General features: G+C 62.2%; 15 protein-coding genes. 11 read left to right on the top strand and 4 right to left on the bottom strand.

What is annotated here, in order from left to right; all coding sequences use genetic code 11:
* Positions 1 to 41: 41 nt before the first annotated feature.
* The 8 genes from hemE (at position 42) to hemL (ending at position 8,860) form a co-directional block, all read left to right on the top strand.
* Positions 42 to 1,097, top strand: coding sequence for a uroporphyrinogen decarboxylase (gene hemE / locus OF385_RS10335; RefSeq protein WP_264275309.1), 1,056 nt, complete (start codon positions 42 to 44; stop codon positions 1,095 to 1,097).
* 100 nt (positions 1,098 to 1,197) lie between these two features.
* Entirely contained in the window at positions 1,198 to 2,754 is a 1,557-nt protein-coding gene (gene hemG / locus OF385_RS10330; protein ID WP_264275308.1) for a protoporphyrinogen oxidase, read from the top strand.
* A gap of 66 nt (positions 2,755 to 2,820) precedes the next feature.
* The gene (hemQ, locus tag OF385_RS10325) at positions 2,821 to 3,540 is read left to right on the top strand and encodes a hydrogen peroxide-dependent heme synthase (protein WP_413467969.1); all 720 of its coding nucleotides are present in this window, start codon (positions 2,821 to 2,823) and stop codon (positions 3,538 to 3,540) included.
* Positions 3,537 to 4,742 carry a ferrochelatase gene (locus tag OF385_RS10320; RefSeq protein ID WP_264275307.1) on the top strand — a complete coding sequence of 402 codons (1,206 nt, stop codon included), beginning with the start codon at positions 3,537 to 3,539 and terminating at the stop codon, positions 4,740 to 4,742. The genes hemQ and OF385_RS10320 overlap by 4 nt, the downstream gene beginning before the upstream one ends.
* Positions 4,739 to 5,713 carry a hydroxymethylbilane synthase gene (hemC, locus tag OF385_RS10315; protein WP_264275306.1) on the top strand — a complete coding sequence of 325 codons (975 nt, stop codon included), beginning with the start codon at positions 4,739 to 4,741 and terminating at the stop codon, positions 5,711 to 5,713. Before OF385_RS10320 ends, hemC begins: the two co-directional genes overlap by 4 nt.
* Before the next feature lie 11 nt (positions 5,714 to 5,724).
* Entirely contained in the window at positions 5,725 to 6,543 is an 819-nt protein-coding gene (locus OF385_RS10310) for a uroporphyrinogen-III synthase (RefSeq protein WP_264275305.1), read from the top strand.
* A 20-nt stretch (positions 6,544 to 6,563) separates the two neighbouring features.
* Positions 6,564 to 7,547: a porphobilinogen synthase gene (gene hemB, locus OF385_RS10305; protein WP_264275304.1), complete on the top strand. Its 984-nt coding sequence runs from the start codon at positions 6,564 to 6,566 to the stop codon at positions 7,545 to 7,547.
* Positions 7,548 to 7,552: 5 nt separating this feature from the next.
* A complete protein-coding gene (gene hemL, locus OF385_RS10300; RefSeq protein WP_264275303.1) occupies positions 7,553 to 8,860 on the top strand; it encodes a glutamate-1-semialdehyde 2,1-aminomutase in 1,308 nt (435 codons plus the stop codon).
* Positions 8,861 to 8,966: 106 nt separating this feature from the next.
* Here the strand turns inward: hemL and OF385_RS10295 are convergent, their stop codons facing one another.
* The 4 genes from OF385_RS10295 to OF385_RS10280 all read right to left on the bottom strand — a co-directional run bounded on the left by OF385_RS10295 (position 8,967) and on the right by OF385_RS10280 (position 12,518).
* Positions 8,967 to 9,815 carry a MetQ/NlpA family ABC transporter substrate-binding protein gene (locus tag OF385_RS10295; RefSeq protein ID WP_264275302.1) on the bottom strand — a complete coding sequence of 283 codons (849 nt, stop codon included), beginning with the start codon at positions 9,813 to 9,815 and terminating at the stop codon, positions 8,967 to 8,969.
* A gap of 112 nt (positions 9,816 to 9,927) precedes the next feature.
* A complete protein-coding gene (locus OF385_RS10290) occupies positions 9,928 to 10,593 on the bottom strand; it encodes a methionine ABC transporter permease (RefSeq protein ID WP_264275301.1) in 666 nt (221 codons plus the stop codon).
* Positions 10,594 to 10,596: 3 nt separating this feature from the next.
* On the bottom strand, positions 10,597 to 11,589 hold the full coding sequence (locus tag OF385_RS10285; protein ID WP_264275300.1) for a methionine ABC transporter ATP-binding protein: 993 nt from the start codon (positions 11,587 to 11,589) through the stop codon (positions 10,597 to 10,599).
* Positions 11,590 to 11,834: 245 nt separating this feature from the next.
* Positions 11,835 to 12,518 (bottom strand): 3'-5' exonuclease, encoded by a 684-nt coding sequence (locus tag OF385_RS10280; protein ID WP_264275299.1) that lies wholly within the window; start codon positions 12,516 to 12,518, stop codon positions 11,835 to 11,837.
* Between the two features lie 88 nt (positions 12,519 to 12,606).
* Between OF385_RS10280 and OF385_RS10275 the strand changes: the two genes are divergently transcribed.
* From OF385_RS10275 to OF385_RS10265, 3 genes are read left to right on the top strand one after another with little or no spacing between them, the layout of a single operon-like run.
* Positions 12,607 to 12,996 (top strand): MGMT family protein, encoded by a 390-nt coding sequence (locus tag OF385_RS10275; RefSeq protein WP_264275298.1) that lies wholly within the window; start codon positions 12,607 to 12,609, stop codon positions 12,994 to 12,996.
* Positions 12,997 to 12,998: 2 nt separating this feature from the next.
* Positions 12,999 to 16,205: an ATP-dependent helicase gene (locus tag OF385_RS10270; protein ID WP_264275297.1), complete on the top strand. Its 3,207-nt coding sequence runs from the start codon at positions 12,999 to 13,001 to the stop codon at positions 16,203 to 16,205.
* A complete protein-coding gene (locus OF385_RS10265) occupies positions 16,202 to 19,516 on the top strand; it encodes an ATP-dependent helicase (protein ID WP_264275296.1) in 3,315 nt (1,104 codons plus the stop codon). Before OF385_RS10270 ends, OF385_RS10265 begins: the two co-directional genes overlap by 4 nt.
* Positions 19,517 to 19,541: the final 25 nt, after the last annotated feature.

Raw genomic sequence — 19,541 nt, 5'->3', positions numbered from 1 at the left:
CTGAATGAGCATTTAAACTCAAGAGTTGGCAGAATTGGATCATGACCCTGTCGCAGAACCATCCGATGCTTGATGGACGTACCCAAGATTCCGCTTTGATCCAGGCGCTGACCGGCAAAACGCCGTCGCATCACCCCGTGTGGTTCATGCGCCAGGCTGGCCGCTCGCTGCCTGAATACATGAAGCTGCGCGAGGGCGTGAGCATGCTGGATTCCTGCCTGGACCCTGCCATGGCCAGCGAGATCACCTTGCAGCCGGTACGGCGCCACAAGGTGGATGCAGGAATCTTCTTCTCCGACATCGTGATCCCACTGCGGCTGGCTGGCATCGGCGTTGACATAGTCCCGGGCGTCGGCCCGGTGCTCGATACCCCTGTCCGCACCGCGCAGCAGGTGGCCGAGCTGCCAGAACTCACCGACGAGTCGCTGGAGCCGATCCGCGAGGCAGTGAAACTCACCGTGGCCGAACTGGGCAAGACCCCGTTGATCGGTTTTGCCGGGGCGCCATTCACCGTGGCCGCCTACATGGTGGAGGGCAAGCCAAGCCGCGACCATCTGGGCCCGCGCACCATGATGCACGGCGACCCTGAGGTCTGGGATGAGCTGATGAAGTGGGCCGCCAAGGCCTCGGGCCTGTTCCTGCGCGCGCAGGTTGAAGCCGGTGCTTCCGCCGCCCAGCTCTTCGATTCCTGGGCCGGCTCGCTGTCGCTGCCGGACTACGAGAAGTACGTCGCCCCATACTCCGGCCTGGCTCTTGACCACGTGCGTGATTTGGGTGTGCCGATGATCCACTTCGGCACCGGCACCGGCGAGCTGCTCACCGCCATGCGCGATGTGGGCGTGGACACCGTGGGCGTGGATTACCGCATTCCGCTGCAGACCGCCATCGGCCGCCTTGGCCAAGAGGTCTCCGTGCAGGGCAATATCGACCCTGCTCTGCTCACCGCACCATGGGAGGTGCTCGAAGCCCACGTGCGTGAAGTAGTCGAAGCCGGAAAGCAGGCGCGCGGCCATGTGGTGAACCTGGGCCATGGCGTGCCGCCAACCACCGACCCGACGGTGCTGACTAAAGTGGTCGAGCTCATTCACTCGCTGTAATTCATCGGGTCTAAGCTGGAAGCAATGCCTTGGGAGCGCCAGCGCAATATGTTGCCCAAGACGGCCGCCGCAATTCGTGAAGGTAGAAGGTGCTAAGTACGTGAGCAAGGAATCAACGCCCGCAACAGCCGCGCGTCGGGACAAATCTGCACAAGCGCCCGCCCATGCCCTGCGATTGCTCGGGAAGGTGCGCAAAGCCAGCGAAGCCCGTCATGCCAAGGCAGCGGCCAGCGAATCGGACAAGGCCCCGGCACCGCATGCGGTGGTGGTCGGCGGCGGCATCGCCGGCCTGGTCGCCGCCCGCGACCTGCGCCAAAGCGGCCACGAAGTCACGGTCCTGGAAGCCGGCGAGAGCTTCGGCGGGTGCGTGCGCACCACCGAGGTCGCCGGGCTGGACATCGATGCTGGGGCAGAATCCTTCGCCGTGCGCCAGGGAACGGTCGCCAGCTACCTGGACGAGCTGGACCTTGCTAGCCAGATCGCCAAGACTTCAGGGAAGCCGGCGTGGATGATCCAGTCCGATGACCAGCAGATCCTCGCCCACCCGATGCCGGCCACCTCCTTGATGGGCATCCCCGCCGATGTCCGCACCGACGAGGTCCGCAATATCATCGGCCGTGCCGCCACGGTGCGCGCCGCCGCGGACCTGATTTCCCCGATGAACAAGAAGTGGGCCAGCGAAAAGCTGTCCATCGCCGGGGTGGTCCGCACGCGCATGGGCCAGGCGGTCCTGGACCAGCTGGTCGCCCCGGTGATCAACGGGATCTACTCCACTGATCCAGCCAAGATTTCCATCGACGCCGCTGCGCCCGGACTGCGCCAGGCGATGCAGGAAACCGGCTCGCTGGCCAAGGCCGTGGCCCAGTTGCAGGCCTCTGCGCCGGCTGGCTCGCGGGTCGGTGGGCTCAACGGCGGCATGTACACCATGGTGCAGGCCCTGGTGCAGCAGCTGGAAGCCGACGGGGCGGCACTGGTGCGCAACTCGCCGGTCACCTCGATCAGCTACGACGCGGCGGCACCGATGCCATATGCCCTGGGCAGCCTCGGCGAAGAGATCCGCGCCGACCGCGTGGTCATCGCCACCCCGGCAGCCCCGGCCCTGGACCTGATCAACCCGCTGCTTGGCGATGAGAAGAAGATCAGCGGCGAACAGCCGGCGAACTCCATTGCCCTGGCCATCCTGGTGGTGGACAAGCCGGAGCTGGATGATGCGCCCAGGGGTTCGGGCGTGCTGGTCTCCAAGCAGGCGCCGTTGACCGCCAAGGCGTTGACCCACTCAACTGCGAAGTGGCCGTGGCTGGCCGCTGAGGCGGGACCCGGAACCCACGTGCTGCGCCTTTCCTTCGGACGCATCGGCGAGCATGAGCCCGTGGTGGAATCCGGGGATGACCAGCAGCTGATCGAGGTGGCGATCAAAGACGCTTCAAAGATTCTCGGTGTTCAATTGCATCGGGATGACGTCCTGGGCAGTGCCGTCTCGCGGTTCAGCGACATGGTGCCGCTGCAAGGCGACGCAGCCTTGGAACGCCGGAAGCAGCTGGAGACAGCGCTGGCGCCATTTGACGGGCTGGCCGTGGTTGGCGCCTGGATTTCAGGCACCGGCTTGGCCCGGGTGATCGGCCAGGCGCGCCGTGCCGTGGCGATCAGCGCCCGCTAGGAACGAAGGAAAGTACCTCGGATGCCAACATCCATTTTCAGATCCCCAGATCAAGGAGAACATCACGTGAGCAACGCACCGCAACACAATTCGCCGGTAATCAATGAACGGGCGAATGCGGGGGAGAACCCGACCTTCTTCTACACGCTCTGGACCATCTTCAAGCGCTCTGAGCTGATCGATCGCAGCGAAGCCGCCGCGACCGAATTCGACGCGCTGATCGAGCAGCTGGCCGCCGAGGGCGCCACCGTTCGCGGCATCTACGATGTGTCCTCCATGCGCGAGGACGCCGACATCATGGTGTGGGTCCACGGCCCTACCGCGCAGCTGCTGCAGGCCTCGATGCGCAAGATCCGCCGTTCGGCACTGCTGGAGGGTACCGAGATCGTGTACTCGACCATGGCCGTGCACCGCGAAGCTGAATTCGCCAAGAACCACTCGCCAGCTTTCGTCCGCGGCATCCGGGCCAAGGAATGGATGACCGTCTACCCGTTCGTGCGCTCCACCGACTGGTACACCATGGATCCAGCCTTGCGCGGGAAGATGCTGCGCGACCATGGCATCCTGGGCCGTGAATTCCCGAATGTCCTGGCCAATACCGTGGCCGCCTTCTCCTTTAGCGACTACGAATGGCAGATCTGCCTGGAAGCCGATGACATGATCGACCTGGTGGACATGATGCGCCACCTGCGGTACACCGAGGCACGCCACCACGTGCGCGAGGAGACCCCGTTCTACACCGGGCGCAAGATCACTGCCGTCGAGGCGCTTGAGGTATTGAAGTGAGCCGGAGTTTTGACCCGCGCCAAGGGTACGACCCCAATGGCCGGATGGCTCCCAAGGCGTACGACGCCCTGCTGCTGGCCTCCTTTGGCGGCCCCGAAGGACAGGACGATGTGCTGCCCTTCCTGCGCAATGTCACCGGCGGGCGCGGCATCCCGGACGAACGCCTCGAAGAGGTGGCCGTGCACTACCGCAAGAACGGCGGCATTTCGCCGATCAACGAGCAGAACCGTGCGCTGAAGGCCGCGCTGGAAAGCGAACTGGCCACCCGCGGCATCGACCTGCCCATCTACTGGGGCAATCGCAATTGGCATCCCTTCGTCAACGACACGCTCAAGCAGCTGGCCGATGACGGGCACCGCACGGTGCTGATGCTGGGCACCGGCGCCTACGCCGGGTACTCGGCCTGCCGCCAGTACCGCGAGGATCTGGGCATGGGGCTGCTGGCCACCGGCCTGGACCACGAGGTCGAGGTCGACAAGCTGCGCCAGTTCTTCGATACCCCCGCCTTCGTGCAGCCCTTCGTCCAGGGCCTGCGCCAGTCGCTGGCCTCGGTGCGCACCCAGCTCGAAGTCGCCGGCAAGGACGAGGGCGAGATCAAGATCGTCTTCGTCACCCACTCGATCCCGCTGAGCGACGCCAACGCCGCCGGGCCTGAAGGGATCCGCACGGCACAGAGCGAAAACCTGTACACCGCCCAGCACCGCGCGGTGGCCCAGTACATCCTGTCCCAGGTCCAGGAGGCCGCCGGCCTGGAGCATTCGCTTGTGTACCAGTCGCGTTCGGGCGCGCCGGGTACCCCGTGGCTGGAACCGGATATCAATGACGCGCTTGAGGCCGACGCTGCTGCCGGCGTCGACGGCGTCGTCGTGGTGCCCATCGGCTTCATCTCCGATCACATGGAAGTGCTGTGGGACCTGGACACCGAAGCCAAGGACACCTGCGCGGAATTGGGCTTGGCCTTCGACCGCGTAGCGACCCCGGGCACCCACCAGGCGTTCGTCTCCGGGCTGGTGGATCTGATCGAGGAACGCCTGCTCGGCGCCGATGGCAAGGCCCTGCGCGAAGGCCGCCAGTCGGTGGTGGCCGGCGGCCCGTGGTTTGACGTCTGCCGTCCGGGATGCTGCGAAAAGCGGGCCCTGGATGGGACGCTGCGTCCAACCATCGCCGCGGTCGATTCGGAAGTGGGAGTACCCCGGGCATGAGCGAAACTTTCCGCGTAGGAACCCGCGGCAGCGCCCTGGCCACCACCCAGACCGGCTGGGCCGCGCAGAAGCTCTCGGAGATCTCCGGGCTGGGCGTGCAGACCGTGCTGGTCAAGACCGAAGGCGACGTGGTGACCGGTTCGCTGGCCAGCCTCGGCGGTACCGGGGTCTTCGCCGCCGCGCTGCGCCAGCACCTGTTGGATGCGGGTTGCGACCTGGCCGTGCACTCCTTGAAGGACCTGCCGACCGCGCAGCCTGAGGGCCTGGTGCTTTCCTGCATCCCGGAGCGCGAGGACGTGCGCGATGCCCTGTGCTCCCGCGACGGGCTCGTGCTGGAGAAGCTGCCGCACGGGGCCAAGGTGGGCACCGGTTCCCCGCGCCGCGGCGCGCAGTTGCTGGCCCACCGCCCGGATCTTGAGATCGTTGATATCCGCGGCAACGTGCCCACCCGATTGGGCCGGGTCAAGGGGATCGGCGAAACCCTGGACGATGGCAGCGTGGGCCGCGCTACGCAGGGCGATCTGGATGCGGTGATCCTGGCCGCCGCGGGCATGCGCCGGCTGGGCCTGGAAAAGTACATCACCGAATACCTGGATCCTTCGATCATGCTTCCGGCCCCGGGACAGGGCGCCCTCGCCCTGGAGACGCGCAGCGCCGGCACCGGCCACGCTGCCCTCGATGCGGCGCTGGCGTCATTTGATGACGAGGCAACCCGCCTGCAGGTAGTTGCCGAACGATCCTTGCTGGCCACCTTGGAGGCCGGCTGCGCGGCACCAATCGGCGCCCTGGCGCACGTGGAAGGCAACGAGCTGGTGCTCCAGGCCGTGGCCTGCAACCCCGATGGGTCCCAGACCATGCGCCGCAGCGCCCGCAGCGCCATTGACGGTGTCGCTTCGGCGCAGCAACTGGGCCGCGATCTGGCAAGCACGATGATTGCCGACGGCGCCGCAGTGATCGCCGGATTGGCCTAGAGCCTTTGCCCATGGCCTACCACGCATTGATCCTGCGCAACCCGGCGCGAGCAGAAGCCACGGTGCGGCAGTTCGAGCAGCTGGGCATCACCTCCTGGTGCGCCCAGCTGGTGACGGCCATCTGGCCGGAGGACCGGCAAGCGCTCGACGCGATGGCGCAGCGATTGGTTGATGGCGCGTATTCGTGGCTGGCCATCACCTCGGTGAGCACCGTGCAGGTGCTCGAACAGGTGCTCGGCTCGCGAACCTTGCCCAGCTCGCTGCGCATCGCCGCGGTGGGTGAAAAGACCAGCCAGGCCATTGCAGCGAAGCTGGGGCGAAGCGTGGATTTCCAGCCGCAAGTGCAGTCGGCGGCCGGAATGCTCGACCTATGGCATCCAGAACCTGGCTCCGTGATTTGCTATCCCCACGGGGATCTGGCCAGTTCCACCTTGTCCGGGGCCCTGGCCGGCAAGCCGGTCACCGTGGATGAAGTGATCGCCTACCAGAGCGTGGACGCCCCAGCGGGCGGCGCCCCGGTGGATACTGCCCGGGTGCCCGCCTCGGTTAATGTCCTGCAGCCGGGGGACATCGGTGGGAAACTGGGTCAGATGGATCTGATCGTCTTCTCGGCTCCCAGCATCGTGCGCCGTTTCGCTCAGCTGGCCGGTGGCCGGATGCCCCAGAACGTGCGCGCCCTTGCGATCGGCGCACCCACGGCCAAGGCGCTGGAGGCCGCTTGCCTGCCGGTGGATGCGATCGCGGCAGAACCAACCCCGCAGGGCCTGGCCCGAGCGGCCAAAGAATTGCTTCAGCCAGGCGGCGTTGCCGCGGCTGGAGAGACCAAGTAGTCAAGATAGAAAGTAGAGCGATGGGTTTTCCTCAGCATCGTCCCCGCCGGTTGCGGCAGAATCCTGCGATTCGCCGGCTGGTCGCCGAAAACGAGCTTTCAGCGCGCCAGCTGATCCTCCCCGCCTTTGTGCGCGAAGGATTGAGCCAGCCCAACGAGATCACCTCCATGCCAGGGGTCTTCCAGCACTCCATGGACTCGCTCAAGGCCGCCGCCAACGACGCAGCTGAACGCGGACTGGGCGGCATCATGCTCTTCGGCATCCCCGAGGACCGCGACGAAACCGGCTCCGCGGGCCTGGACCCGCAGGGCATCCTCAATCAGGGCATCGCCGCGGTCCGCGCCGAGGTAGGCAATGAACTGGTTGTCATGTCCGATGTGTGCCTGGACGAATTCACCTCCCACGGGCACTGCGGGGTGCTTGATGCCAACGGCGTCGTGGACAATGATGCTACCTTGGAAATCTATGGCCAGATGGCCGTGGCCCAGGCTGAGGCCGGTGCCCATATGCTCGGCCCATCGGGCATGATGGACGGACAGATCGGCGCGATCCGCCAGGCCCTGGATGCCGCTGGACGCCAGGATGTGTCCCTGCTGGCCTATAGCGCGAAGTATGCCAGCGCCTTCTACGGGCCATTCCGCGAGGCAGTCGACTCCCAGCTGCAGGGCGATCGCCGCACCTACCAGATGGATTCGGCCAACCGCAGCGAAGCAGTGATCGAAGCCGAATTGGATCTCGCCGAGGGTGCCGACATGATCATGGTCAAGCCGGCCATGAGCTACCTGGACATCGTGCGCGACATCGCCGAATTCTCCCCGGTACCGGTCTCCGCCTACCAGATCTCCGGCGAGTACTCGATGATCGAAGCGGCCAGCGCCAACGGCTGGATCGACCGCAAGGCATCGGTGCTCGAATCCTTGCTGTCCATCAAGCGGGCCGGTGCCCAGCAGATCCTCACGTACTATGCAGCCGAAGTTGCCGGCTGGCTCAAGGAAGGAAAGTAAGACCGATGTCGAACTCTGAACAGCTCTTTGCCGAGGCCCGCGAGGTCATGCCCGGCGGCGTGAACTCCCCGGTGCGTGCCTTCGGCTCCGTCGGTGGCATTCCGCCCTTCATGGTCGGCGCCAAGGGCGCCTACCTCACCGATGCCGACGGCAAGGAATACGTTGACCTGGTCTGCTCGTGGGGTCCGGCGCTGCTCGGCCACGCGCACCCGGAAATCCAGGCCGCGGTGCACGCCGCGGTGGATCGCGGTCTGTCCTTTGGCGCCTCCACCCCTGACGAGGCCAAGCTCGGTGCGCTGATCAAGTCCCGCGTGGGCGGCGTTGAGCGCGTGCGCATGGTCTCCACCGGCACCGAGGCCACCATGACCGCTGTGCGCCTGGCGCGCGGCTTCACCGGCCGCGAACTGGTCATCAAGTTCTCAGGCTGCTACCACGGCCACCTCGACGGGTTGCTGGCTGACGCCGGCTCCGGCGTCGCCACCCTGGCGCTGCCAGGCTCTGCCGGCGTTACCGCGGCCACCGCCGCCGAAACCCTGGTGTTGCCGTACAACGATCGTGCCGCCATCGAAGCCGCCTTCGCTGAACACGGCGCCAACATCGCCGCTGTGATCACCGAGTCCGCTCCATGCAACATGGGCGTCGTGGCTCCGGAAGAGGGCTTCAACAAGTTCCTCAAGGAGACTACCGCCAAGCACGGTGCCCTGCTGATCCTCGACGAGGTGCTCACCGGTTTCCGCGCCTCGTCCTCCGGCTACTGGGGCTTGACCGGCAAGGTCGAGGATTGGACCGCCGACCTGTACACCTTCGGCAAGGTCATTGGCGGTGGCCTGCCGACCGCCGCCCTCGGTGGACGTGCCGAGGTCATGGATTACTTGGCGCCACTGGGTCCCGTGTACCAGGCTGGCACCCTCTCCGGCAACCCTGTCGCCATGGCCGCCGGCATCGCCCAGCTGACCCATGCAACCGAGGATGTATACGCCCACCTGGGCAAGCAGTCCGAGGCCCTGCAGGCCGCGATCACCGAGTCCTTCAACGCCGCCGGATTGGATCACTCCATCCAGCGTGCCGGCACCTTGTTCTCGGTCGCCTTTGGCACCTCCGAGAAGGGCGTGCACAACTACGCTGATGCACAGGCCCAGGAGGGCTTCCGCTACGCTCCGTTCTTCCACTCCATGCTTGATTCCGGCATCTACCTGCCACCGAGCGTATTCGAGGCATGGTTCGTCTCTGCGGCGCATGACGACGCTGCCATGGAGAAGATCTTCGCTGCGTTGCCGGCAGCCGCCAAGGCCGCCGCCGCTGCCCAGGCCTAAGCGCTAGAACAGGCCTCTGGCCAACAAAAAATGCCCGAGTTCCATATGGAACTCGGGCAGTTTGCTTCGTCATGTCCTCGGGTCAGCGACCGGGAACAAGACTGGATTAGAACGCTGGGATAACGCTTCCGTCGGTCCAGGTCTTTTCGATGTAGGCGCGAACCTCATCCGAGTGCAGCAGCTCTTCGAGCTTCTTGATGGCTGCGGTCTCTTCGCCCTCACGCCAGGTCAGGAAGTTGGCGTTCGGGTTGTTCTCGCCGGATTCCTGAGCCAGGATTTCGTCCTTGTTCAGCTTGGCCTGGACGATGAAGTTGCCGTTGATCACGGCCACGCCGATGGAGTCGTCGCTCTTGTAGTACTGGACGACCTGCTCCGCGTTGGCGTCCTTGAGCTTCAGGGACAGCGGGTTCTTGTCCTTGTCGTCCTGGACGGTGAGGATAGAATCATCGTCCGCAATGTTCTTCAGCAGTCCGGCCTGCTCCAGAACGCGCATGCCACGGATCTGGTTCACTGGGTCGTTGTTCAGCAGAACCGTGGTTCCCTCGGTGACGTCCTTGGGGTCCTTGAAGGTCTTCGAGAAGGCGGTCATCGGCTCAACGTGGATGCCAGCGCCGTGGGCGAACTTGTAGCCCTTTTCCTCGGTTTCAGTCTTCAGGTAGGCCTCGGTCTGGAAGTAGTTGGCATCGAGGGTGCCTTCATTGAGCGAGGTGTTCGGAGTGACATAGTCGTCGATTTCCACGACGTCCAGGTCGATGCCGGCGTCCTTGGCCAGGTTCTCGTCAATGTAGTTCAGGATATCGGACTGCGGGACCGGGCTGGCACCGACCTTGATGGTCACCGGGTTTGCTGGGTCCAAAGTTGCATTGGCGTCTGCCGATGGATCGCTGCTGCCGCAGGCGGTCAGGGCGAACGCGGTGGCGATGCCGGTGATTGCAAGTGCGAGCTTTTTGCGCATGGCTTGTTTTCCTTTTGGTTTCGGGCCGTGGGGCACGGTTGCGAGTGAGTTTTGCCGTGTCATGACATATTCCACGGCTCCACCGGCAGGACCGGTGGAAATCTGGGTTGCCCTAGCGGTGGTCGACCTTGCGGGCGACAGCATCGCCAATGATCTGGACCAACTGCACCAAGACGACAATAATAATGATTGTCGCGAGCATGATCGGCATGTTGTAACGGGTATAGCCGTAGGTGTAGGCCATTCGGCCCAGTCCGCCACCGCCCACCAGGCCCGCCATGGCCGAATATCCAATCAGGGTCACGACAGTCGTGGTCACGGCTGCGATGATGCCGGGCATGGCTTCAGGGACGAGCACTTTGCGGATGGTCTGCATCTTCGTGGAACCCATGACCAGCGCAGCATCAACTTTGCCGGTGGAGACATCACGCAGTGCCGTCTCGACGAGGCGGGCAAAGAAGGGGATGGTGCCGATGGTCAGCGAGACCGAGGCGGCGATGGGGCCGAGCGAAGCTCCAACCACCATGGCGGAGAAGGGGATCAGCGCAACCATCAGAATGGCGAACGGAATCGATCGGGTGATGTTCACGATAATTGAGGACAGGATGACGTTGAGCCAACGAATAGGCGTCAGGCCACCCTTGCCGGTCACGTGGAGAAGAATGCCGAGAACCAAACCAATGACGACAGTGATGATTCCTGAGATTACTACCATCTGAAGGGTTTCAACCGTGGCTGTACCCATGGCCTTGAGGACTGTTGGCGTAAAGAAATCCATGATCTATTTGGCTCCCTTCACGGTCACTGCGATTCCGGTGGCGGACAGGTGATTCACGATTGATTCCAAATCAGCGTCTGCATTGAGCTGCAGGCGCAGGTGGGCATACTGCTGCTCACCAAGTTGTTCGACGGATCCAGCCAAAACATTGACATCGGTATTGAACTGGCGGGCCAGCGAAGAAATCACTGGCTCAGTGGCCTGCTGGCCGGTGTAGAGCAAATCAAGGATCGGTCCGGATCCTTCAGCGCGTGGAGCATCGCCAGGAAGCGGCAGCAAAGTTGAAGCCAGACGGCCCGAGGCGTTGGTGATCACGGCTTCGATATCTCCATGCTCAACGATCTTTCCGCCTTCGAGCAGGGAGACCGAGTCGCAGGCCTGCTTCACGACGTGCATTTCGTGGGTGATGATCAAGACCGTAATGTTCAGGCGATCGCGCAGTTCCTTAACAAGCTCAAGGATTTCATCCGTTGTCTTCGGATCAAGTGCACTGGTTGGCTCATCGCACAGAAGAACATCCGGGTCGGTGGTCAGTGCGCGGGCAATGCCAACGCGCTGGCGCTGGCCGCCGGAAAGCTGGGATGGGTAAGCCTTGGCGAACTGGGACAGGCCAACGAGTTCTAAGAGTTCAGCGACCTTGCTGGCAACCTGATCCTTCGGGGTTCCCACCAGTTCCAAGGGGTAGGCAACGTTCTGCTCGGTGGTGCGCGAATCAAAGAGATTGGCGTGCTGGAACACCATTCCGATACGGCGGCGCGCATTGCGCAACTCTTCAGAGCTGACGTTGGTCAGTTCCTTGCCGTTAACGGAAACGGAGCCGGAGGTTGGCTGGTCAAGCAGGGTCAAGCAGCGGACAAGTGTGGACTTGCCAGCCCCGGAATGTCCGACGATGCCATGAATTTTCCCGGTGGGGACTTCAAGGCTGACACCATCAAGAGCAACGACATCCTTGCTGCCCTGCTGGTAGACCTTGCGCAGGTCACTAACTGTGATCACTAGGCGTGTTCCTTCAGTTCTCAAATGGGAATAGAGAGTACCCTCCATTGAACCATCATCGAACAAAATCGCCCGAATGAGCGCAAAAATCGGGTTAAGATTCTTAGCTGGGAGTCATTTAGCCATGCTGCTCGAAGATTATTCTTCGATTTGTGACAGAACATGAACTATCGACTTCCGCGGAATGGCGCACCAGAGAATTATTGGCTAGTGAAATAGAGCACAGAAGCTTGTTTGCCTGTGATCTATCCCTCCGTGATCGGCCATGCGCCGTCGACGACGGCGTCAGGTTTGGTCTTCCGAAGGTAGGCTTGGAAGCTTTCTGCCTGTTCGCGAGCCCAGCCAATTTGCCAGCCGTGCAGCACTTGGGGATCGACCTGCAGCTGCGGGTACCGCTCGCCGATTTGCCGTGCAACTGCCACGCAGGCAATGGCATCAGCCAAAGAAGTGTGGGCATTTTCCAGTACGACTCCATAGAACTCGCACGCCGCAGCCAGAGTGCGTTTCCCCTTGCGGAACTTGTCGACCTGCTTGTCGATAATGAATGGGTCGATGACATTTCCGGGGAAGAACGGCGGCAGATCGTAGCGGACAGCCTCGTGGTAGAGCACCGAGAAGTCGTAGGAAGCGTTGAACGCAACAATGGGGGACTGTTCCGAGGCGAATATCAACAGCTGCAGGATTTCCTGGACCGACTGCTTTGCCGGTGCGCCTTCGGTCCGTGCCTTTTCCGTGGAGATTCCATGGACCGCGGTGGCTGCCTCAGGAATCTCGACCTCGGGATTGACCAGCCACTCGCGGCGGTTGACGACGTTGCCTTGCTCATCCAGCAAGACGACCGATGCGGTCACAATGCGTGCCGTAGTGGTGTCAACGCCGGTAGTTTCCAAGTCAAAGCCAATTGCAAGGCCCTTATGCCATTCATTCATGGGTACAACGCTACAGGCAGATCAAGTCACCGCCATCGCCAGACGCGCCCTTTGTGGATCAACGTCAGCTCCTTGGCAGAATAGAACCATGACAGATGCCGAAGTGCCGAGCCAACTCGATTACGTTCACGCGGTGCACCAGCTGGCGCAGCTGATTCCCCCGGGAGCAGTGCTCAGCTACGGTGACGTTGCTGAGCTACTGGGCAGTGGAGGTGCGCGCCAAGTAGGAAAGGCCATGGCAACGGCCCCCGAGGGCACCCCATGGTGGCGAGTCACCAGAGCGGACGGAGGCATGGCGGAGCTGCTGCTGCCTAGAGCCCGTGCCCATTGGGATGAGGAAAACCTTGCCCGCCCTGACCGTCGTGTCGAAATCAAAAAACTTCGCTGGAACCCCACGCAGCCCCAGTGGCAAAAAATCGATATCCTCAGGCTGTCACTGGGCAACCCCAAAATGTCCGCATTGGATGATGAACTATAACCATGGATGAAACGCGAGACGGGACCGAATCGGGTTCGCAGGAAATCGTGGCCCAGCTTCAGTCTGCAAGCGGGCCGGTGCTCGTCACCGGTGCGCCGGGGACCGGCAAGACCACTACCCTGATCAGCACCGCTGTCTGGCACCTTGACGCGGGACTTGATCCTCAGTCATTGCTCATCATCGCGCCTACTCGACTGACGGCCGCCTCCATCCGTGATGACCTGAGCCGCCGGGCAGAACGTACCTTTACCGAACCAGTCGTACGCACGTGGTCCGCCTATGCCTTTGACCTTATTCGCCGGGCCCGCATTGAAGGGCTCCTGCCTTTCCTGGAGAGATCACCTCGACTGCTGTCCGGGCCGGAACAAGATACCCTTATCGGCAACCTGCTTGAAGGGCATGCCTCGGGCCTGACTCGCGGACCGCAGTGGCCCAGCGAGCTGGAACTTGCCATCGAGACACGGGGCTTCCGCAAAGAGATCCGCGAATTCTTTGATCGTGTTTCAGAACTAGGGATGGAACCAGCCGATATCCAAGATTTTGGAGAACAAGCCGCCAGGCCTGAATGGGTTGCCGCAGCTGCGTTCTACCAGGAATATCGCGACTTGCTGGATCTGGGCAGCGCCGAAGCATTCGACCCCGCCGGACTCATTACCCGTGCGGCCGAACTGCTGGAAGAACACCCGGGCTTCCTGCATGCGGAACAAGACCGGCTTGCCCTGGTGCTCGTTGACGACCTGCAAGAAGCAACGTTATCGCAGCACCGGCTGCTGGCGTTACTGACCAAGGACCGTCCACTGGTAGCTTTCGCCGCGCCGGATAGCGTCGTCCAGGGATTCCGCGGGGCACGGACCGACGAGCTGCATCGTTTCGCCCAGAATTATTCGAGCACCGCAGAAGCAGCCTTCTTGGAACTGACCCAGGGGTACCGGATGACACCGCGAATCACCGCCGCCTGGGAACGCATCGTCAGCCGGGTTCCCCTCGCCGCCGGAATGCGCGGGCGGAACATCGAACCGCGAACCGTCAGCCAGAATGACATTTGCCAGGCACTGACCTTTGAAAACTCTACCCTCGAAGAGCGGTACATCGCGCAGCGCATTGTCCAGCTGAGCCTTTTCGAAAACCGCAGCCTCTCGGACATCGCCATCGTGGTCCGCAACGGTTCGCAAGTGCGTTCCTATAGCCGTTTCCTCGAAGGGCAGGGGATCGCCGTGCAGGTTCCTCCTGCCGAGATCCCGCTGAAAGATGAGGGGGCTGTACGTCCGCTCTTGGACTTGCTGGAACTGGCCTTCAACGATTCAGCGGCCGACGATCCATTGTTGATGCAGAACCTCCTTCTATCGCGCTACGGGATGAGCACGGCGCTGGAAATCCGGCGACTGCGCCAGCTGCTGCGCCACCACGAAGCGGCGCAGGGTGGACGGCGCTCCAGCCAGGAGTTGCTGGAAACTTGCCTGCGCGAACCCGAACTCGCCCAGGACCTCGGCAAGCCCGCCTTCGGCTTGCAGCGCCTGCTGAAAATGTACGGGGCACTGAAGTCCGAACTGGCTAGCGGAACAGCAACACCAGAAACCGCGCTCTGGTCCATGTGGGAAGCTTCCGGGCGGGCCCCAGCGTGGCGCGAAGAAGCACTGGGGACCGGGACCGCTGCACGCCGCGCCGATCATGACCTCGACGCAGTGCTGTCATTGTTCCAGGCTGCCGAACGATTCGTAGATCAGCTGCCCGGAGCCAGCGTGCCTCAATTCATTGAACACATCCTCAACCAGGACTTACCGATGGACTCCTTGGCCACTCGCGCAGCGGGAGGACATATGGTGACCGTGTTAACCACAGCTGCCGCGGCCGGTAAGCAATGGCCAATAGTGTTCATCCCGGGATTGCAGGAAGGCTCATGGCCTAACCTGCGGTTGCGTGGCGAGCTGCTAGGCTCTAACGCCTTGGCGGACGCTGTTGAACATGGAATCGAGTTCCTGGCTACGCGGATACCCACCCACCTGGTTCGCCAGATCAGGAATGACGAACTGCGCAGCTTCAGCAACGCCGTCTCGCGAGCCGGCGAACAGCTGATCTGCACGGCAGTGGATAACGAAGATAGCCAGCCCTCCTCATTCCTGGACCTCGTAGACCCGCCAGGAACCGAAGGCCGGACCACCACACCGGTACCACGTCTGCGTTCGTTGCCCACACTCGTGGCCCAACTGCGCAAAACCGCTGAACAGTGCAAAGCAGCACAGCTCGGCGCCATGCCAGCGCCCGAAGGGCTCAACCCGGCCGAGCAATACAACGACGCCGTCAACGTGCTGGCCCAACTAGCGAAGTCCGCTCAAACGGTTCGAGGCGCCCACCCAGAGCAATGGTGGGGACTGCGCCCGCTGTCCTCCACCGGCCCCGTAGTACCGGAAGACCAGCCACGGCGAGTCTCCCCGTCAAAGGTCGAAACACTGGTGAAGTCCCCGCTGAATTGGTTCGTCCAAAGCGCAGGTGGGACGGCGGCCCACGACTTCGCCGCCTCCCTCGGGACCCTGATCCACTCCATCGCTGAAGAACACCCGGAAGCCAGTGGCTCCGAATACCAGCAGATCCTGGAACAGCGGTGGCCGGAGCTGGAAAAGCTGGAGAATTGGGAAGGGCAACGTGACTTTGACAGGGCGACGCTCATGCTCAAGAAATTCGCCCAATACTGCATCGCGATGAGGCAAGAAGGCCGCGAACTCGTCGCGCGCGAATTGCCCTTCCAAATTGACGTGCCCACGAGCAACGGGACGCAAGTCCAACTACGAGGCATTATCGACCGTGTCGAGGCCGATGCCAACGGCAAGGTCACCGTGGTTGATCTCAAAACCGGTTCGATGGCGCCCAGCAAGATCGATACCCTTGAGCATCCACAGCTTGGCGTATACCAAACGGCCATTCAGCTGGGAGCGCTCAAAGAACATGCCGAGACAGCTGGGCTGTCCGACCAGCCAGCCGGAGCGTCCCTGGTCTACGTCGGCACCAATACCAAGAGCCCCACGATCAGGGAACAGCCCTCGCTGGGGGAGGACGATTGGGCAAGAACCCTCATCCTGGAGGCCGCAAACCTGATGGGCCACAACGAATTCATAACCCGGCATGTCGCGGGTGCCTCTGGAATACTGGGCAACTGCACACTGCCGGAAATCTGCCCACTGTGCACTGAAGGACGACAGGTCACCGAACGATGAGCACCATCAAGTACAGCCCCCAAGAACTGTCGCAGGCGCTAGGGGAGAAGTTTCCTCCTACCGAGCAGCAGGCAGAGATTATCGCCGCCCCGCTGGAACCGATGCTGGTCATCGCTGGCGCAGGCTCCGGAAAAACCAAAACCATGGCCGACAAAGTTGTCTGGCTGGTCGCCAACCAATTAGTGCGTCCAGAACAAATCCTCGGTGTCACCTTCACCCGCAAAGCCGCGGGTGAGCTGTCCTTGAGAATCCGGGCCAAGATCGCCCAGCTCGTAGCCGCAGGACTATTGAGCCAGGAAGAAACTCGTGACTTCCTCGACCCAGCCGTTTCCACCTATCACTCCTACGCCAACACCCTGGTCCAGGATCATGGGCTGCGTCTGGGCTTGGAGGAAGACAGCGCCCTGCTTGGAGCAGCCCAATCGTGGCAGCTGGGACATTCGGTTTTGGAGAAATACACGGGGGACTACCAGCACTTGAACAGTGCCAGCAGCACCCTCATTGATGCCATTGTCTCCTTCAGCTCCGAAGCCTCCGAGCATCTGGCCACGGCTCCGGAAGCCCACGAATGGATCGATGACCTCGTATCAACGCTGCGAGCCCTGCCCATGGACGCGGAAAAAGACAAAGCTCCGACGCAAGCGGCATTGAAGCTTATTGACAAACTCGCGTCGAGGGCAACTATTGCCGAATTGGCCGAGGAATACACGCGCGAGAAGAAGCGGCTTGGCGTGATGGACTACGGAGACCTCGTCGCCCACGCGGCCAGGATCGCACAGGAAGTCCCTGCCGCCGCGCTCGCCGAACGAACGAGCCATCAAGTAGTGCTGCTGGATGAATTCCAGGACACATCCCACGCGCAGATGGTGCTCTTCTCCCAGCTCTACGGGAAGGGCCATCCGGTGACCGCCGTGGGCGACCCCAACCAATCGATCTACGGCTTCCGAGGCGCGAGTGCCGGGCAGCTGTTCCGGTTCCCCGAAACCTTCCCCATCCATCGCGGGGAGCGGCGCGAAATCGCCCACATTAAGCACCTGACTATCGCCTGGCGCAATACGGTGAACGTGCTGTCGGCGGCCAACCAGATTACTGCAGGGGGAGCCGCCCACTCCGGACCCGTCACCGTCAAGCCCTTGGAACCATCTGCCTTAGCCCTGCCAGGGCGCGTAGTGCTCAACCGGTGTGCCACAGTACGCCAGGAAGCCGAAGCCATCGCGGACTTGATTGAGGCTGAGCATCGGAGTGATCCCCAGGCAGGGAAAACGAGCGCCGTGCTATCGCGAAACCGCAGCCAGTTGAGCATCATGGGCGAGGTGCTCGCCCAGCGCGGTATTCGCTACCAGTTGGTGGGATTGTCGGGGCTATTGAGCACTCCCGAAGTTACCGACCTTGTTGCATGCCTCCATGTCCTGGTGGATCCATTGCGCTCGGACAAGCTGATGCGCCTGCTTGCCGGCGCCAGGTGGCGCATAGGCGCAGCCGACCTGGCCGCATTCGCCGACTGGTCACGGCAACTCGAACGGCGTCGCTCCCACGGATTGCGATCCAGTGGCGCCAGCACGGAAGAATCCGCCGAGGCTGAGGCTGTGGAAACAGCGAGAGCAGAGCTCAACGACGCCGCCAGCCTCATTGAAGCACTGGACTTTCTGCCTCCAGCAGGGTGGAGCAGCTCAGATGGCAGAAGCCTGAGCACCGAGGGCAGAAGCCGATTGGCTGCCCTGAAGGAAGAGCTGGCTTCATTGCGCCTGATGGCCAACGATGACTTGGAAACACTGATCCGAGAAGTCGAGCGGGCCATGAATCTGGATATTGAAGTAGCAGTTCGTCCGTGGGTCGAGCGCGATGTTTCACGAGCAAACCTTGATGCTTTTGCCGATGTTGTTCGCGAATATTGCCGTAACGCTCCGCGGGTGGAGCTCGCCGGATTCCTGATGTGGCTGGAACAAGCGGCCGAAAAAGAAAAGGGCTTGCCACTGCCTAGTGAAGATGCGGATCCTCAGGCCGTGCAGTTGCTGACCGTCCACGCCTCGAAAGGCTTGGAATGGGACATCGTTGCTGTGATGTCCTTGAACGATGGAGTTTTCCCGGGCTCCCAAGCGGACCGATGGACCAGTGGTGATAAGGCGTTGCCCTGGCCGTTGCGCGGCGATGCCAAGGACTTGCCGCAGTGGGACACCGATCAGCCGGCGCTCAAGGAGATCTTGGAAGCCGAATCCCTGTTCAAGGATCAGGTTGAAGACCACCATATTGCTGAGGAACGCCGGTTGGCCTACGTTGCGGTCACCCGTGCCAAGTCCCTGCTGATCTGCAGCAGCAGCATTTGGACGGCGACGCGAAGCAAGCCTACCGAGGCATCAGAGTTCTTCATGGCGTTGAAACCCCTGGCCGAGGGACCTGACCCAAAAGCGGAAATCGGAATCTGGATTGATGAAGAGGACGCGCCGGAGCAGAACCCCAATCGGCTGACCCCGCTGGAGGCACTATGGCCTTATGATCCTTTGGACGGGCCACAGGTTACCGGCGGCATGCACGATGGCGAATCGGCCTATTCGCGACGTGCGGTTGTCCAGGAAATCGCTGATGATGTCTTGGCAGCCCAGGAAGATTATCAGCCGGTGAGTGCCGAAGGGCAGCACTGGCTTGATGAAGCCCATAAGCTCCTGGCCCAGCGTGAATTCCTCAGTAACCGCGAGCGATCCATCGAAGTTCCGGAACATGTGCGCGCCTCGTTGTTCGTCGAACTGGCCGAAGACCCGATTTCGGTGTTGGAGAATCTTCGCCGTCCCGTGCCGCGACGCCCAGGGCTGGCAGCCCGCAGAGGCACTGCATTCCACGCATGGATTGAGGAATTCTACGAAAAGACCTCGATGCTCGATCTTGGGGATCTTGTCGAACCAGCGGACAGCTATCTGGACGAGGCCCTGGACCTGGAATCAATGAAGGAAGCTTTCCTCGCCAGCGAATGGGCGCAACTGCAGCCAGCCTACGTCGAGGTTCCATTGGAGACTCGCGTCGGACCTGTGGCGGTGCGAGGCAGAATTGATGCAGTCTTCCAAATGGATGATGGCACCTGGCTGTTATTGGATTGGAAGACCGGACGCGTCCCGCATGGAAAAGACTTGAAGAGCAAACTGGTTCAGCTCGCGGTTTACCGTCTGGGATGGTCGCGCCTGCATGGTATCGCGCTCGATGACATCAAGGCAGCGTTCTACTACGTCGCGGCCGGCATCACCGTGCGAGCAGAGCACTTGTCCGATGAAGCGGAACTGGAAGCAATGATCTCTAGCGCGTTCGAGCAACTCGAAAGCTAAGTCACGGCGGCGCCGTGTAGCCCGA

This window comes from Glutamicibacter sp. JL.03c (assembly GCF_025854375.1).
In the GTDB taxonomy this organism is placed as follows: domain Bacteria; phylum Actinomycetota; class Actinomycetes; order Actinomycetales; family Micrococcaceae; genus Glutamicibacter.
The sequence above is the reverse complement of the archived record's forward strand: the minus strand, read 5'-3'. Positions and strand labels throughout refer to the sequence as shown.

Excerpts from the sequence above, each read along its gene's own strand:
- OF385_RS10280 (WP_264275299.1), bottom strand. The coding sequence starts at position 12,518 with ATGAATGAATGGCATAAGGGCCTTGCAATTGGCTTTGACTTGGAAACT.
- OF385_RS10265 (WP_264275296.1), top strand. The coding sequence starts at position 16,202 with ATGAGCACCATCAAGTACAGCCCCCAAGAACTGTCGCAGGCGCTAGGG.
- hemL (WP_264275303.1), top strand. The coding sequence starts at position 7,553 with ATGTCGAACTCTGAACAGCTCTTTGCCGAGGCCCGCGAGGTCATGCCC.
- OF385_RS10295 (WP_264275302.1), bottom strand. The coding sequence starts at position 9,815 with ATGCGCAAAAAGCTCGCACTTGCAATCACCGGCATCGCCACCGCGTTC.
- hemE (WP_264275309.1), top strand. The coding sequence starts at position 42 with ATGACCCTGTCGCAGAACCATCCGATGCTTGATGGACGTACCCAAGAT.
- OF385_RS10275 (WP_264275298.1), top strand. The coding sequence starts at position 12,607 with ATGACAGATGCCGAAGTGCCGAGCCAACTCGATTACGTTCACGCGGTG.
- OF385_RS10310 (WP_264275305.1), top strand. The coding sequence starts at position 5,725 with ATGGCCTACCACGCATTGATCCTGCGCAACCCGGCGCGAGCAGAAGCC.
- hemB (WP_264275304.1), top strand. The coding sequence starts at position 6,564 with ATGGGTTTTCCTCAGCATCGTCCCCGCCGGTTGCGGCAGAATCCTGCG.
- hemC (WP_264275306.1), top strand. The coding sequence starts at position 4,739 with ATGAGCGAAACTTTCCGCGTAGGAACCCGCGGCAGCGCCCTGGCCACC.
- OF385_RS10290 (WP_264275301.1), bottom strand. The coding sequence starts at position 10,593 with ATGGATTTCTTTACGCCAACAGTCCTCAAGGCCATGGGTACAGCCACG.
- OF385_RS10270 (WP_264275297.1), top strand. The coding sequence starts at position 12,999 with ATGGATGAAACGCGAGACGGGACCGAATCGGGTTCGCAGGAAATCGTG.